Below are 14,165 nucleotides of genomic sequence, written 5' to 3' on the forward strand. Positions count from 1 at the left end.
TTATATGATTAAATATAGTATCCGTGGTGAGAACCTAGAAGTAACAGAAGCTCTTCGTGATTATGTAGTTTCTAAACTTGAAAAAATCGAGAAATATTTCCAAGCTGATCAAGAATTGGATGCGCGTGTAAACTTGAAAGTATATCGTGAAAAGACAGCTAAGGTTGAAGTAACCATCCCCCTTGGTTCAATCACTCTTCGGGCAGAAGATGTTTCTCAAGATATGTATGGTTCTATTGACTTGGTAACAGATAAAATTGAACGTCAAATTCGTAAAAATAAAACAAAAATTGAACGTAAAAACCGTAATAAAAAATCAACTAGCCAGTTGTTTACAGATGCCGTTGTTGAAGAAGTGGAAACTGCGCCTGCAAAGGTCGTTCGTTCGAAACAAATTGACTTGAAACCAATGGATTTAGAAGAAGCTCTTCTTCAAATGGATTTATTGGGACATGACTTTTTCATCTATACTGATGTAGAAGATAACACAACCAATGTTCTGTATCGTCGTGAAGATGGAGATATTGGTTTGCTAGAAGTAAGATAAGCAATAATCAATCCTCTGGTTTTATATCAGAGGATTTTCATTTGGTTTGCAATCTGCTTAAGGAAGCTGTAAAAATGGATTGAGAATTAGTCTATTTGACTTACAATCAAAACGTTGAACAGAAAAAAATAAATGACCTACAGCTATCACAGAAGAAAAACTGATACATTCTTTAGAGATTTTGTTATAATATTCTTTATGAGAGTTGTAGCAGGGAAATATGGGGGACGTCCTCTCAAAACGCTAGCAGGTAAAACGACTAGACCAACGACAGATAAGGTTAAGGGAGCCATTTTTAATATGATTGGTCCTTATTTTGACGGAGGACGAGTGTTGGACTTGTATGCAGGCAGCGGCAGTTTAGCGATTGAAGCTATTTCGCGAGGAATGGCTTCCGCCATTTTGGTTGAAAAAGATCGCAGAGCGCAAGCTATTATTAACCAAAATCTCAAGATGACTAGGGAAGAAGAACGATTTGAACTGCTTAAAATGGAGGCTAACCAATCGCTTGAGCGCATTATAGGACATTTTGATCTAGTTCTGTTGGATCCGCCTTATGCAAAAGAACAGATTGTTACAGATATTGAAAAAATGGCTGAACGAGAGCTTCTAAGCAATGATGCATTAATTGTTTGTGAAACAGATAAGTCGGTGGATTTACCGGAAGAAATTGCAGGGTTAGGCATCTGGAAGCAGAAAATATATGGAATTTCAAAGGTAACGGTATATGTCAAATAAAATTGGATTATTTGCGGGTTCTTTTGACCCGATTACAAAAGGACATGTGGATTTGATTGAGCGAGCTAGTAAACTCTTTGACAGCCTTTATGTTGGTGTTTTTTATAATCTTGAAAAAAAGAGTTTTTTCAGTATTGAAGCAAAAGAAAAAATGGTTATAGATGCTCTATCTCATTTGGAGAATGTAAACATTGTTACTTCTCATGACGAATTGGCAGTGGAAGTGGCGAGAAAGTTAGGAGTAACAACTTTTGTGCGGGGGCTACGAAATGGTCAAGATTTGGAATATGAGAGAAATCTTAATTTTTTCAATTATGAATTGGCACCTGAACTGGACACCATTTTTTTGATGAGTAAGCCAAATTATCAACATATCAGCTCGTCAAGGATTCGTGAATTGATTGCTTTTGAGCAGGATATTTCAAAGTATGTGCCCGAAATTGTCGTAAAGGAGTTAAAGAAACAAGATGAAAAAAACAAGAAATAAATTTAAAAAATGGCCGATAGTATTTGTGGTAGGGTTGGTCCTTCTTTTTATCTCTTTTGTAGTTCCTCTGCCTTATTATATTGAAGTACCAGGTAGTGCAGCAGACGTCCGTCAGGTTTTGCGTGTGGATAACAAAGAAGATAAGGAAAAAGGTTCTTACAATTTTGTGACAGTTGGGATTCAGCATGCTACCTTTGCTCATTTAGTTTATGCTTGGCTGACCCCTTTTACAGATATTTATTCAGCGAAAGATTTGACTGGCGGAACTTCCGATAAAGAATATATGCGAATCAATCAATTTTATATGGAAACATCACAAAACTTAGCCAAATATCAAGGGTTAAAAAAAGCAGGAAAGGATATCAGCCTGAAATATTTGGGCGTCTATGTGTTACAAGTTACCAAAAACTCAACCTTTAAGGGCATTTTAAATATTGCAGATACTGTGACAGGTGTGAATGATAAGACTTTTAGTAGTTCAAAAGACTTGATTGATTATGTAGGTTCACAGAAGATTGGTAGTAAGGTAAAAGTAAATTATGTTGAAGACGGTCAGAAAAAATCTGCTATAGGTAAAATCATCAAACTTGAAAATGGGAAAAATGGAATTGGTATTAGCTTGATTGACCGGACAGAGGTTACAAGTAGTATACCGATTGAATTCTCAACTGCGGGAATTGGCGGACCAAGTGCGGGCTTGATGTTTAGTTTGGCAATTTATACACAGATTGCTGAACCAACATTAAGAGACGGTAGAAATATTGCTGGTACGGGCTCAATTGACCGTGAAGGAAAAGTTGGCGATATTGGAGGCATTGATAAAAAGGTGGTTTCAGCAGCCAAAAATGGTGCAGAAATTTTCTTTGCACCAAATAATCCAGTCACCAAAGAAGCTAAAAAAGCCAATTCTAAAGCGAAAACAAATTATGAAACAGCTTTGGAAACTGCTAAAAAAATTAAAACCAAAATGAAAATTGTACCTGTCAAGAACTTGCAAGATGCTATTGATTACCTCAAACGCACCAAGAAATCTTAAAAATGAAAAAACTAAAAGAACCAGTTGGCAATACGAGGCTGAGACGAAGGTTTTCAGTTTCAAAGAATACAATGCAATAGTTGAGTAATTTCTAATGTGTTGAGGCTATCAGCTTTTACAGATTTACTCAAATTTGTGGGAGTGGGACAAAATCGATTTCTTATGAAATACCGATTTCTGTCTTACTCCCTTTCCTCTTTCCATATTTCAACTGTCAAAAACACTTCTTTTTATGGTAAAATAATGTAAGATAAGTAAATAACGTTTATAAAGGATAACTATGCGAAAAGAAATTGCACCTGAATTATATAATTACAATAAATTTCCTGGGCCAGAATTTCGGCAAATAGGAACAAAAGTGTTGACTGAGACAATCGAATTTGACTTAGTGGATAACTACAAGGAAGGCTTTGACGTTACAGCTTTTAATCAGCGTTTTTCCAATATTTTAACAAAATTTGATTATATTGTTGGTGACTGGGGGAACGAGCAGCTACGTTTGCGTGGATTTTATAAAGATGACAAGGCAAATGAAAGCGAGGAAAAAATCAGTCGCTTAGAAGATTATTTGTTAGAATACTGCAATTATGGCTGTGCTTATTTTGTTTTGGAAAATTTGAAACCGCGTCGAGCGTCCTTTGATAAAAAATCTCACCACAAAAAAGAAAATGAGATAAAACCACGCCGTTCTAAGCAAGCTCGTTTCCGTAAAGAACAGGAACAACCTAAACGTGAAAATCGTCAGCGTAGCAGACGGCAAAATCAAAAACAAAAAGCAAGAAGAACAAGTGAAGAGAAGCAACAGACAAACAATCAGCATCATTTTGTCATTCGGCAAAAATAATAGAGGCTGAGAACGGAAACGAAGAGGAAGAAAATGAAACCATCAATTTATAGTTTGACTCGTCAGGATTTGATAGATTGGATAGAAAGTAAGGGAGAAAAGAAATTTCGAGCCACTCAAATTTGGGAGTGGCTCTATCGCAAACGGGTTCAATCTTTCACAGAAATGACTAATATTTCAAAGGATTTGTTAACAAAATTGGATGATGAATTTGTCGTTAATCCGCTGGAGCAAAGAATTGTACAAGAGTCTGCAGACGGGACAGTAAAGTATCTGTTTGAACTACCCGATGGTATGCTGATTGAAACTGTTTTGATGCGTCAACATTATGGGCTTTCAGTTTGTGTAACCACTCAGGTGGGTTGTAACATTGGCTGTACATTTTGTGCTAGTGGACTAATTAAAAAGCAGCGTGACTTGAATAACGGAGAGATTATGTCTCAGATTATGTTGGTACAAAAATATTTTGATGAGAGAGGACAAGGTGAGCGAGTTAGTCATATTGTGGTCATGGGGATTGGAGAGCCTTTTGATAACTATGACAATGTTCTCAAATTTGTGCGCACTGTCAATGATGACAAAGGGCTAGCCATTGGTGCTCGCCACATTACTGTTTCTACTTCAGGATTAGCGCATAAAATTCGTGATTTTGCAAATGAAGGAGTGCAGGTTAATTTAGCAGTTTCTCTTCATGCTCCTAATAATGATTTGCGTTCCAGCATTATGAAAATTAATCGTGCATTTCCGATTGAAAAACTATTTGCGGCGATTGAATATTATATTGAAACGACCAACCGCCGAGTGACTTTTGAATACATTATGTTAAATAAAGTCAATGATGGAGTAGAACAGGCACTAGAATTGGCTGAATTGCTCAAAAACATCAAGAAATTATCTTATGTCAACTTAATCCCCTATAATCCTGTTAGTGAACATGATCAATACAGTCGTAGTCCCAAGGAGCGTGTAATGGCTTTTTATGACACTTTGAAAAAGAATGGGGTCAATTGTGTTGTCCGTCAAGAACATGGCACTGATATTGATGCAGCTTGTGGTCAATTGCGGTCAAATACCATAAAGCAAGACAAAGAAAAAACTCTTACTAACCATGCTTAAGAATAGTCATCTGTTGAAATCGGACGGTGAATTAACTGTTAAGAGCCGTGCTTTTCTTATTTCGGGAATTATTTTCTACACTATCTTATTGTGCCTCATGTGTTTTCTTCCTCAAGTGCCAGAAAAAGGAATGGAGACGCCTGGAATTCAGCACTTTGGTCGTCTCGTAGTTCTCCTTATTCCTTTCAATTCTTTTGTTAATCTTGGACAAATTACATCTCTCCTTCAATTAGTTAAGGTTTTTGCACAAAATGTAATGAATGTTTTTTTGCTCAGCCCGTTGATTTTTCAACTGCTTTGGCTTTTTCCTAAGCTTCGGAGGACTAAACGCGTGCTCGTTGTTAGTTTCGCAATGAGCCTTTTTATTGAATGCACGCAGATGTTGCTAGATTTTTTGATTGATGCCAATCGTGTTTTTGAAATAGATGATTTATGGACAAATACATTAGGTGGTTATATCGCTTTTCTGTTTTATAAATTTTTTTTAAAGCAGTTGTTAAATAAGGCATAAAATATTTTGGTGGAAAACAACGAATTTTATCAAAATCAGAATGCTGCTAGCACCAAAAAGACAGGGAATAAATGCTAATCTGTCTTTTCTTGACTTTAAACAAAAAAGGAACAGGCCGATGATGCTGGAAATTTGAAGAACAAGGAGAACTTCTGTGAGATTAAAAATCGCTGAACAGGATGCTAGAAAAAGAAAATCTCCCGCTCCAATGCGCAAATCAATGAAATGAGTTAAAATTCCAAGGGCTAAAAAAATAGCCATCAAAAGATTGAAACCAGTTAAAAAGAGAAGAAGGACATGGGAAAATAGCCAAATAAGCAGAGGATACTCTTGATGTCTCTGATCATAAAGGGATAAGGTCATCCCAGATACAAGCAGGATGAGCTGGTTGATGTTTAGATAGCCTAAAGACGTTACAAGAAAGAGACAACCACCAGTTAGTTCTAGGAGAATGTAGCGGATGGGAATTTTTTCACCACAAAAGCGACAACGTAGACGATTGATGAGTTGTGAGAGGATAGGGACTAAATCACGTGGAGTTAATTTTTGTCCACAAGTATTGCAATGACTGGAAGGAACGATAATAGATTGTTCAGGAAAGCGATCAACGACCAGGCCTAAAAAGGAAGCCACAATACTTCCAACTAAGAAAAAATAAAAATGAACCATACTTTTTTATTCGTAAATTATTCTAAAAAATTGCAACTTCTCTAATAAAAGAAATTTATGAGTTCAATTAGTTGACTTTCTTATTTAGAAACATTATAATTAAATCATAATAAAAATTAGAATCATTCTAAATAAAAGTGAGGTATTGATATGATTGATGTAAAAAACGATGCAGCTAAAGATGTTGCAACTTTCTCAAATGTTGAGTCTTTGAATAAGTCTCTTCCAAAAACAAAAGCAGTATTGAATCAAGCAGTAGCAGATTTATACACTGCTCGTATTGCTCTTCACCAAGTACATTGGTATATGCGTGGAGCAGGTTTCATGGTTTGGCATCCTAAGATGGATGAATATATGGAAAACTTGGATACAACATTGGATGAAGTGAGTGAACGTTTGATTACTCTAGGCGGAACTCCATATTCAACGTTGAGTGAATTTATTCAACACAGTAATATTGAAGAAAAAGAAGGAAAATTCAGTAAGAGTGTAGAAGAAAGTTTGGAACGTGTTATCGAAATTTTCCGTTACTTGGTGAAGCTTTACCAAGAAGCTTTGGATGCAACAGATGAAGAAGGAGACGATGTTACGAACGATATTTTTGTTGGTGCCAAAGCCGATTTGGAAAAGAACATTTGGATGTTGACAGCAGAAATTGGACAAGTTCCAGGATTGTAAATATAATTTTGAAAGTAGAAAATAAATTAAAAAAATTTTTTAGAGTTTAAGATAAGTTTAAGGAGATAGCGTTATACTAATACCATCAGATGAAGACCTCCTAACTTTATTTGATAAAATCCTAAACTTTTCTTTTTCATAATAATCTCCCTATAAGAGCCACCTAATTGGTGGCTTTTTTTCTATTCTGATCAAAATATGAGACAGATACGGACTTCTTTTTACCTTGAAATGCTCTTAAAATTCTGGTAAAATAAGGCTCATGAAAACACTTTATGATGTGCAGCAATACCTCAAAAGTTTTGGCATTATTATCTATATGGGTAAACGCTTGTATGATATTGAAATGATGAAAATTGAGCTAGAGAGGATTTACGATGCAGGCTTGATAGAAAAACTAGACTATCTAGAAGCTGAAAGCATCTTACGAAGAGAGCATCGAATAGAGCTGCAATATTTGAAAAAGAACGAGGAGAAAAAATGTTAAACTGGATTTTATTAGCAATTATTGTTGGAATGTTGGGATGGATGGGCTTTAACTATGTGCGCGTTCGTCGCGCTGCTAAAGTGGTAGACAATGCAGAATTCAGTAATAGGGTTCGGCAAGGTCAGTTGATTGATTTGCGAGACCCAACCGATTTTCGTCGCAAACATATTTTAGGGGCACGAAATATTCCGTCCCAGCAATTAAAAACAAGCTTAGGAGCGATTCGCAAAGACAAGGCTGTTTTACTATATGAAAATAGTCGGGGACAACGTGTGATGAATGCAGCTATCTTATTGAAAAAGGAAGGTTATAAGGATATTTACATCCTCTCTGCAGGACTAGATGGTTGGAAAGGAAAAGTTAAAAGTGAGTAATCTAAAAGGATTGCTCACTTTTAATAGCTTTTTTCTAAATATTGTTTTACTTTTTCGAGTTCTGTTTGGTTCAGCGCTCGGTATTCTCCTGCTGCTAAGTTTTGGTCCAATTCAAAAGCTCCGAAATGAGTCCGTTTAAGAGAAAGAACTTTGACACCGACAGTCAAAAACATTTTTTTGATTTGATGAAATTTTCCCTCAGAAATAGTGACTGTCGCAGTACTTTTGTTTGGAGTAGAAGAATGAATTGTAAGTAGAGCTGGTTTACAAATAGTTCCATCAAGAAAAACAATCCCTTTTTGAAAGGCTTTTATCATCTGGTTATCTAGGAGACCGTTCACTTCAACCTCATATGTTTTTGCAATGTGGTATTGAGGATGTAGTAGTTGAAAACCGAGAGGTCCGTTGTCGGTTATTAACAATAGTCCAGAAGTATCTCGATCAAGTCGCCCAACAGAATATAGGTGTTCATTGAAGTCTTCAGGTCTGATGAGATCCAGAACGGTTTGGTGTTTCCTATCAGAGTTAGCAGTCACAACACCAGGTGGCTTATTCATCATAAAATATTGATGTGAATTGGTGAAGATAGGTTGTTTCTTTACTGTAATCGTCTGCAAGCCAGTATCAACATTTTGACTAAGTTTTCGAGCAGGGGAATGATCCACCCAAATTTCCTTTTTCAGAAGGGCCTGTTTCATTTTTTTACGGCTGACGTGGACCCGAGATAATAGAACATCTAAACGCATATCATTTCCTTTGAATTTTTTCTTATCATACCATAATTTTTTGTGATAAGAAATGGAAATAAAATTGGAGAAGATTGATTTTTTAATGAAAACATTTACACCTGGTTTAACCGTGTTTTTTACCTCAATCTGTGATATAATTGTTCAGTTAGAAATAAAACATAAGATGTAGAGGACAAAATGATAAAATTAAGAGAAGACATTCGCAATATCGCTATTATTGCTCACGTTGACCACGGGAAAACAACCTTGGTTGATGAGTTGCTTAAGCAATCTCATACATTGGATGAGCGTAAAGAGTTGCAAGAACGAGCAATGGACTCCAACGATCTTGAAAAGGAACGCGGGATTACCATTCTCGCCAAGAATACAGCTGTTGCCTATAATGGTGTTCGCATCAATATTATGGATACGCCAGGACACGCGGACTTTGGTGGAGAAGTTGAGCGAATCATGAAAATGGTTGATGGGGTTGTTCTAGTTGTTGATGCTTATGAAGGAACTATGCCACAAACTCGCTTTGTGTTGAAAAAAGCTTTAGAACAAGATCTTGTACCAATTGTAGTAGTAAATAAGATTGATAAACCATCAGCTCGTCCAGCGGAAGTCGTGGATGAAGTTCTTGAACTTTTCATTGAACTTGGTGCTGATGATGACCAATTAGATTTCCCAGTTGTTTATGCTTCAGCTATTAATGGGACATCTTCTATGTCAGATGATCCAGCTGACCAAGAACACACTATGGCGCCACTTTTTGATACAATTATTGATCATATCCCAGCACCAGTTGATAACTCAGATGAGCCCCTCCAATTTCAGGTTTCTCTTTTGGATTATAATGACTTTGTAGGGCGGATTGGGATTGGCCGTGTTTTCCGCGGGACTGTGAAAGTTGGTGACCAAGTTACTCTTTCTAAATTAGACGATACAACGAAAAATTTCCGTGTTACCAAGCTATTTGGTTTCTTTGGGCTAGAACGTCGTGAAATTGACGAAGCCAAAGCGGGTGATTTGATTGCAGTATCTGGTATGGAAGATATTTTTGTTGGTGAAACCATTACTCCGACGGATGTGGTAGAACCATTGCCGATTCTCCATATTGATGAACCAACGCTTCAAATGACTTTCTTGGTGAACAATTCTCCATTTGCTGGTCGTGAAGGGAAATGGGTAACATCTCGGAAAGTTGAAGAACGCTTGCAGGCTGAATTGCAAACGGATGTTTCGCTTCGTGTGGATCCGACTGACTCGCCAGATAAATGGATTGTATCAGGCCGTGGGGAATTGCACTTATCCATCCTGATTGAAACCATGCGTCGTGAAGGTTATGAGCTGCAAGTATCTCGTCCAGAAGTTATCGTCAAAGAAATAGATGGAGTACAATGTGAGCCATTTGAGCGTGTGCAAATTGATACACCTGAAGAGTATCAAGGTTCTGTTATTCAAACCTTATCTGAGCGTAAGGGGGAAATGCTAGATATGGTATCGACAGGAAATGGACAGACTCGTTTGATTTTTCTTGTTCCTGCTCGTGGTTTAATTGGATACTCAACTGAGTTTCTTTCTATGACGCGTGGTTACGGGATTATGAACCATACTTTTGACCAATACTTACCGTTGATTCCAGGTGAAATTGGTGGGCGGCGTCGCGGAGCTCTCGTTTCGATTGATACAGGAAAAGCAACGACCTATTCAATTATGTCTATTGAGGAACGTGGAACCATTTTTGTCAATCCAGGTACAGAAGTTTATGAAGGAATGATTATTGGTGAAAATTCACGTGAAAATGATTTGACGGTCAATATTACAAAGGCAAAACAAATGACTAATGTACGTTCTGCAACGAAAGATCAAACAGCAGTTATTAAAACACCTCGTATTTTGACATTAGAAGAGTCGCTCGAATTCTTGAATGATGACGAATATATGGAAGTAACACCAGAGTCTATTCGCTTGAGAAAACAAATTCTTGACAAAAATCAACGTGCTAAAGCTGCTAAAAAGAAAAAATCAGCTGAATAATAAAAAGCTAGTTACTTTGTTACTAATATATCAAAGGGTGGATAGGATAGAAAGGAGCAGAATGTTTTATTTAATCTTTGGGATTCTCATTCTATTATTTTACATTTTTGCTGCTCCACAGAGTATTAAAGGAACTTTAAATATAGTAACTTTAGTGATTGCCTTTGTAGCTTTTATCATTTTATTGGGGTTGGCAGTGTTTCAGATTTTCCAATTACCATCTGAATTTTTTATAGGAATTGCAATGATTGGTATAGCATATTTTTCGCTACGTGATATTTCAAAATTATCACAAAAAGATAAAAAAATATCGTTTCGCTCAAAACTTCGTAACAGACAAGAATAAAAAGCCATAAAGGCTTTTTTATTTTCTGAAAAAAAGGTAAAATAGATAAGAAGAATAAAAAAAGAGGCGTGTTATGAAACACATTACAAATTTTACAAATAAGAAAGTTTTAGTTTTAGGTTTAGCTAAGTCTGGTGAATCTGCTGCTCGTTTACTAGATAAGCTGGGAGCGATTGTGACGGTGAATGATGGAAAACCATTTGAGGAAAACCCTGCGGCACAATCCCTCTTAGAAGAAGGAATTAAAGTTGTAACAGGGGGACATCCGTTAGAACTTTTGGACGAAGACTTTGAGTTGATGGTAAAAAACCCTGGCATTCGTTATGATAATCCTATGGTAGTGAGAGCATTGGAAAAGAAAATTCCAGTTATAACTGAAGTTGAACTGGCGTATCTGATTTCAGAAGCTCCAATCATAGGGATTACTGGTTCTAATGGGAAAACAACAACAACCACGATGATTGCAGAGGTTTTAACCGCTGCTGGACAAAATGGTTTACGTTCTGGTAATATTGGTTTTCCAGCTAGTCAAGTTGCAACAACTGCAACAAGAAATGACACTTTGGTCATGGAACTATCCTCTTTCCAGCTTATGGGAATTGAAACTTTTCATCCAGAAATTGCAGTAATTACCAATCTGATGCCAACTCATATTGATTATCATGGCTCTTTTGAAAATTATGTGGCTGCTAAATGGAATTTACAAAAAAATATGACAAAATCTGATTTTCTCGTATTGAATTTCAACCAAACTTTAGCGAAAGACTTAGCTGCCAAGACACAGGCGACTGTTGTACCCTTTTCAACGACGGAAGAGGTAGACGGTGCATATCTCGAAGGGAACATCTTGACATTTCGTGGTGAGCCGATAATGGCAGCAGATGAGCTTGGTGTGCCGGGCAGTCATAATATTGAAAATGCTCTTGCAACTATTGCAGTTACGAAATTATGTGGTATTGAAAATCAAGTTATCAAAGAAACATTGGCAGGTTTTGGAGGTGTCAAACACCGTCTTCAATATGTTGATGAAATCAATCATGTTAAATTCTATAACGATAGTAAGTCTACAAATATTCTAGCAACACAAAAAGCCCTATCTGGTTTTGAGAATAGCAAGGTGATCTTGATTGCTGGTGGTTTAGATCGTGGGAATGAATTTGACGAATTGATACCAGATATTCAAGGACTGAAAAAAATGGTTATCCTGGGAGAATCTTCAGCGCGCGTCAAGAGAGCTGCAGACAAAGCAGGTGTTGACTATATTGATGCCGAAAGTATCAAGGATGCAACACGAAAAGCTTTTGATGAAGCTCAAACAGGTGATATTGTTCTTCTTAGTCCAGCAAATGCTAGCTGGGATATGTACCCCAATTTTGAAGTTCGTGGTGATGAGTTTATTAAAACAGTTGAAGAATTAAAGGGTTAAAATGAAAAAGATTATATTTACAGGTGGAGGAACGGTTGGTCATGTGACTCTAAACCTTTTGCTCATTCCAAAATTTCTAGAAGCCGGCTGGCAAGTTCACTATATTGGTGATAAGCACGGAATTGAATACCAAGAAATCAAGAAGTCGGGTTTGGATATCACATTTCATTCTATAGCAACAGGGAAATTACGTCGCTATTTTTCTTGGCAAAATATGTTGGATGCTTTCAAAGTGACTTGGGGTATTTTACAATCCTTAGGGATTATGTTAACAGTACGTCCGCAAGCTCTCTTTTCTAAAGGTGGTTTTGTCTCTGTTCCTCCAGTCATTGCAGCACGTTTATCTGGGGTACCAGTTTATGTACATGAATCTGACCTCTCTATTGGGCTGGCCAACAAAATTGCCTACAGATGTGCTACAAAAATGTATTCTACTTTTGAACAGGTTCATAGTTTGACCAAAATTGAACATATAGGAGCTGTGACAAAAGTAGGAGCAAAAGAAATTGTTTCGACTGAACAACTTCAAAGGATTCAGCAACATTTTGACGAAAATCTTCCGACCCTTCTGTTTGTTGGTGGATCGGCTGGTGCTAAGGTCTTTAATGATTTTGTAACGGAAAACAAAATAGAATTAACCCAGCACTACAATGTTATCAATTTATCAGGAGATGCTCATTTAGATGAATTATCCAATCATCTCTATCGGATTGCCTATGTGACAGAGCTCTATCAACCTTTGATGAATTTAGCAGACATCGTTATCACACGCGGTGGCTCGAATACCATTTTTGAGTTGTTGGCCATGGCAAAACTCCATGTGATTGTTCCTTTAGGACGTGAAGCAAGTCGTGGAGATCAAATTGAAAATGCAGATTATTTTGTGAAAAAAGGTTATGCTAAAAAGTTAGATGAACCCAAATTGAACTTAGAAAATCTGCAAAAAGTGATTACCGAATTGCTTGGACAGAAGGAATTATATGAGCAAACAATGAAACAGTCTCATGAAATAAAATCTTTAGATGAATTTTATAACCTTTTAAATAACGACATAAATAAAGGAAAACAATGACAAAGAAGAAGCAAAAGGAACAGAAAGATACCGGAACAGAAAACCTTTCTGAGTGGCAAAAACGAAACAAGGAATACCTTGAAAAAAAAGCTCAAGAAGAGGCTGAAAAAGAGAAAGAACTAGTAGAACAAAAAAAACAGCGTTTGCTGAATTATGAGAAATTAGATACAGATGAAGAAGAGGCAGAGCCAGAAGAAACATCTGATATTCAAGAGGCTGGATCAGAGGAAACGAAAGAACCTACTGAGACAGAGTTTTCTGAGGAGGAGCAAGATAAGTCTCTTGAAAACGAGATCTTGAAAAAAGAGGAAAAATCGGAGGACAAACAAACAAAACGTGAAGCAAAAGAAAAAATTGCTCTTCGTCACGTTTACCGCGCTCTTCCAATCTTATTTTTCAGTTCTATTTTGCTGATTTTAGCTGTTTATTTTATAAGCCCCTACTCAAAATTGAAAAATATAGAGGTGACGGGAAATAAACACCTTTCAAAAACAGAGGTTTTGGCGGCGTCTAGCATTCAAAAAAATGACTACACCTTGACAACCTATTTGAGTCAAAAAGCTCATGCTAAAAATATCAAATTGTCGAGTTTATGGGTTGAAAAAGCAGAAATAGTATATCAGTTTCCTGTTACATTCAAAATTAAAGTGACAGAGTATAGAGTTATCGCTTATGATTATTCTGGGGAGCAGTATTTCCCAGTATTATCTAGCGGGGAAGAAATTTCTAGTCCGGTTAAGAAATCGCAGTTGCCAAAAAGTTATATACGACTTGACTTTTCAGATAAAGCGATGCTTAAGAAATTTGTGCAACAATTATCAGGTATTTCTGATACAATTAAATCAGAAATTCAAACAGTTCAGCATACACCAAGTAAGGCAACTGAGGATTTGCTGACAATCACTATGACAGATGGAAATAAAGTTCTAGTTCCGCTGTCAGAAGTAGCTAAAAAATTACCTTACTATGAAAAAATTAAACCACAATTGACGGAAACAAGTGTCGTGGATATGGAAGTTGGAATATTTAGCTATCGAATTAGCTAAAATAATACAGAAAATCTAAC

General features: G+C 36.6%; 17 protein-coding genes. 15 read left to right on the forward strand and 2 right to left on the reverse strand.

Annotated features, from left to right (window positions below; translation table 11 throughout):
• The first annotated feature begins 4 nt into the window (after positions 1 to 4).
• The 7 genes from hpf to HMPREF1654_RS00740 all read left to right on the forward strand — a co-directional run bounded on the left by hpf (position 5) and on the right by HMPREF1654_RS00740 (position 5,279).
• Positions 5 to 547: a ribosome hibernation-promoting factor, HPF/YfiA family gene (gene hpf / locus HMPREF1654_RS00710; protein WP_003073626.1), complete on the forward strand. Its 543-nt coding sequence runs from the start codon at positions 5 to 7 to the stop codon at positions 545 to 547.
• A gap of 198 nt (positions 548 to 745) precedes the next feature.
• Complete coding sequence (gene rsmD, locus HMPREF1654_RS00715; RefSeq protein WP_003078233.1) at positions 746 to 1,285, forward strand: 16S rRNA (guanine(966)-N(2))-methyltransferase RsmD; 540 nt, start codon at positions 746 to 748, stop codon at positions 1,283 to 1,285.
• Entirely contained in the window at positions 1,275 to 1,772 is a 498-nt protein-coding gene (gene coaD, locus HMPREF1654_RS00720) for a pantetheine-phosphate adenylyltransferase (RefSeq protein WP_003078294.1), read from the forward strand. Before rsmD ends, coaD begins: the two co-directional genes overlap by 11 nt.
• Positions 1,753 to 2,808: a SepM family pheromone-processing serine protease gene (locus HMPREF1654_RS00725; RefSeq protein ID WP_003078259.1), complete on the forward strand. Its 1,056-nt coding sequence runs from the start codon at positions 1,753 to 1,755 to the stop codon at positions 2,806 to 2,808. Before coaD ends, HMPREF1654_RS00725 begins: the two co-directional genes overlap by 20 nt.
• Positions 2,809 to 3,088: 280 nt before the next feature.
• On the forward strand, positions 3,089 to 3,652 hold the full coding sequence (locus HMPREF1654_RS00730) for a YutD family protein (RefSeq protein WP_004234076.1): 564 nt from the start codon (positions 3,089 to 3,091) through the stop codon (positions 3,650 to 3,652).
• Between the two features lie 33 nt (positions 3,653 to 3,685).
• A complete protein-coding gene (gene rlmN / locus HMPREF1654_RS00735; protein WP_003078352.1) occupies positions 3,686 to 4,768 on the forward strand; it encodes a dual-specificity RNA methyltransferase RlmN in 1,083 nt (360 codons plus the stop codon).
• Positions 4,761 to 5,279 carry a VanZ family protein gene (locus tag HMPREF1654_RS00740; protein WP_003078328.1) on the forward strand — a complete coding sequence of 173 codons (519 nt, stop codon included), beginning with the start codon at positions 4,761 to 4,763 and terminating at the stop codon, positions 5,277 to 5,279. The genes rlmN and HMPREF1654_RS00740 overlap by 8 nt, the downstream gene beginning before the upstream one ends.
• Here HMPREF1654_RS00740 and HMPREF1654_RS00745 read toward each other — a convergent pair.
• Positions 5,265 to 5,948: a prepilin peptidase gene (locus HMPREF1654_RS00745; RefSeq protein ID WP_003073610.1), complete on the reverse strand. Its 684-nt coding sequence runs from the start codon at positions 5,946 to 5,948 to the stop codon at positions 5,265 to 5,267. The two genes, HMPREF1654_RS00740 and HMPREF1654_RS00745, sit on opposite strands and share 15 nt — an antisense overlap.
• Positions 5,949 to 6,098: 150 nt before the next feature.
• Between HMPREF1654_RS00745 and HMPREF1654_RS00750 the strand changes: the two genes are divergently transcribed.
• The 3 genes from HMPREF1654_RS00750 (at position 6,099) to HMPREF1654_RS00760 (ending at position 7,487) form a co-directional block, all read left to right on the forward strand.
• The gene (locus HMPREF1654_RS00750) at positions 6,099 to 6,626 is read left to right on the forward strand and encodes a Dps family protein (RefSeq protein ID WP_003078413.1); all 528 of its coding nucleotides are present in this window, start codon (positions 6,099 to 6,101) and stop codon (positions 6,624 to 6,626) included.
• Positions 6,627 to 6,888: 262 nt separating this feature from the next.
• The gene (locus HMPREF1654_RS00755; protein WP_003073604.1) at positions 6,889 to 7,113 is read left to right on the forward strand and encodes a YqgQ family protein; all 225 of its coding nucleotides are present in this window, start codon (positions 6,889 to 6,891) and stop codon (positions 7,111 to 7,113) included.
• The gene (locus HMPREF1654_RS00760) at positions 7,107 to 7,487 is read left to right on the forward strand and encodes a rhodanese-like domain-containing protein (protein WP_003078427.1); all 381 of its coding nucleotides are present in this window, start codon (positions 7,107 to 7,109) and stop codon (positions 7,485 to 7,487) included. Before HMPREF1654_RS00755 ends, HMPREF1654_RS00760 begins: the two co-directional genes overlap by 7 nt.
• Before the next feature lie 20 nt (positions 7,488 to 7,507).
• Here HMPREF1654_RS00760 and HMPREF1654_RS00765 read toward each other — a convergent pair whose 3' ends face one another.
• A complete protein-coding gene (locus HMPREF1654_RS00765; protein ID WP_004234062.1) occupies positions 7,508 to 8,233 on the reverse strand; it encodes a 16S rRNA pseudouridine(516) synthase in 726 nt (241 codons plus the stop codon).
• A gap of 180 nt (positions 8,234 to 8,413) precedes the next feature.
• Between HMPREF1654_RS00765 and typA the strand changes: the two genes are divergently transcribed.
• The 5 genes from typA (at position 8,414) to HMPREF1654_RS00790 (ending at position 14,145) form a co-directional block, all read left to right on the forward strand.
• Positions 8,414 to 10,255: a translational GTPase TypA gene (gene typA, locus HMPREF1654_RS00770; protein WP_003078415.1), complete on the forward strand. Its 1,842-nt coding sequence runs from the start codon at positions 8,414 to 8,416 to the stop codon at positions 10,253 to 10,255.
• A gap of 61 nt (positions 10,256 to 10,316) precedes the next feature.
• Positions 10,317 to 10,601: a DUF3165 family protein gene (locus HMPREF1654_RS00775; protein WP_003073594.1), complete on the forward strand. Its 285-nt coding sequence runs from the start codon at positions 10,317 to 10,319 to the stop codon at positions 10,599 to 10,601.
• A gap of 73 nt (positions 10,602 to 10,674) precedes the next feature.
• Positions 10,675 to 12,027, forward strand: coding sequence for a UDP-N-acetylmuramoyl-L-alanine--D-glutamate ligase (gene murD / locus HMPREF1654_RS00780; RefSeq protein ID WP_003078253.1), 1,353 nt, complete (start codon positions 10,675 to 10,677; stop codon positions 12,025 to 12,027).
• A 1-nt stretch (position 12,028) separates the two neighbouring features.
• Positions 12,029 to 13,099, forward strand: coding sequence for a UDP-N-acetylglucosamine--N-acetylmuramyl-(pentapeptide) pyrophosphoryl-undecaprenol N-acetylglucosamine transferase (locus tag HMPREF1654_RS00785; RefSeq protein ID WP_003078388.1), 1,071 nt, complete (start codon positions 12,029 to 12,031; stop codon positions 13,097 to 13,099).
• Positions 13,096 to 14,145 (forward strand): cell division protein FtsQ/DivIB, encoded by a 1,050-nt coding sequence (locus HMPREF1654_RS00790; RefSeq protein WP_003078310.1) that lies wholly within the window; start codon positions 13,096 to 13,098, stop codon positions 14,143 to 14,145. The genes HMPREF1654_RS00785 and HMPREF1654_RS00790 overlap by 4 nt, the downstream gene beginning before the upstream one ends.
• Positions 14,146 to 14,165: the final 20 nt, after the last annotated feature.

Source organism: Streptococcus intermedius SK54 = ATCC 27335, assembly GCF_000413475.1.
In the GTDB taxonomy this organism is placed as follows: Bacteria; Bacillota; Bacilli; order Lactobacillales; family Streptococcaceae; genus Streptococcus; species Streptococcus intermedius.

Bases quoted from the DNA above. Each gene is read 5' to 3' on its own strand.
- hpf (WP_003073626.1), top strand. From the start codon at position 5: ATGATTAAATATAGTATCCGTGGTGAGAACCTAGAAGTAACAGAAGCT.
- rsmD (WP_003078233.1), top strand. From the start codon at position 746: ATGAGAGTTGTAGCAGGGAAATATGGGGGACGTCCTCTCAAAACGCTA.
- coaD (WP_003078294.1), top strand. From the start codon at position 1,275: ATGTCAAATAAAATTGGATTATTTGCGGGTTCTTTTGACCCGATTACA.
- HMPREF1654_RS00725 (WP_003078259.1), top strand. From the start codon at position 1,753: ATGAAAAAAACAAGAAATAAATTTAAAAAATGGCCGATAGTATTTGTG.
- HMPREF1654_RS00730 (WP_004234076.1), top strand. From the start codon at position 3,089: ATGCGAAAAGAAATTGCACCTGAATTATATAATTACAATAAATTTCCT.
- rlmN (WP_003078352.1), top strand. From the start codon at position 3,686: ATGAAACCATCAATTTATAGTTTGACTCGTCAGGATTTGATAGATTGG.
- HMPREF1654_RS00740 (WP_003078328.1), top strand. From the start codon at position 4,761: ATGCTTAAGAATAGTCATCTGTTGAAATCGGACGGTGAATTAACTGTT.
- HMPREF1654_RS00745 (WP_003073610.1), bottom strand. From the start codon at position 5,948: ATGGTTCATTTTTATTTTTTCTTAGTTGGAAGTATTGTGGCTTCCTTT.
- HMPREF1654_RS00750 (WP_003078413.1), top strand. From the start codon at position 6,099: ATGATTGATGTAAAAAACGATGCAGCTAAAGATGTTGCAACTTTCTCA.
- HMPREF1654_RS00755 (WP_003073604.1), top strand. From the start codon at position 6,889: ATGAAAACACTTTATGATGTGCAGCAATACCTCAAAAGTTTTGGCATT.
- HMPREF1654_RS00760 (WP_003078427.1), top strand. From the start codon at position 7,107: ATGTTAAACTGGATTTTATTAGCAATTATTGTTGGAATGTTGGGATGG.
- HMPREF1654_RS00765 (WP_004234062.1), bottom strand. From the start codon at position 8,233: ATGCGTTTAGATGTTCTATTATCTCGGGTCCACGTCAGCCGTAAAAAA.
- typA (WP_003078415.1), top strand. From the start codon at position 8,414: ATGATAAAATTAAGAGAAGACATTCGCAATATCGCTATTATTGCTCAC.
- HMPREF1654_RS00775 (WP_003073594.1), top strand. From the start codon at position 10,317: ATGTTTTATTTAATCTTTGGGATTCTCATTCTATTATTTTACATTTTT.
- murD (WP_003078253.1), top strand. From the start codon at position 10,675: ATGAAACACATTACAAATTTTACAAATAAGAAAGTTTTAGTTTTAGGT.
- HMPREF1654_RS00785 (WP_003078388.1), top strand. From the start codon at position 12,029: ATGAAAAAGATTATATTTACAGGTGGAGGAACGGTTGGTCATGTGACT.
- HMPREF1654_RS00790 (WP_003078310.1), top strand. From the start codon at position 13,096: ATGACAAAGAAGAAGCAAAAGGAACAGAAAGATACCGGAACAGAAAAC.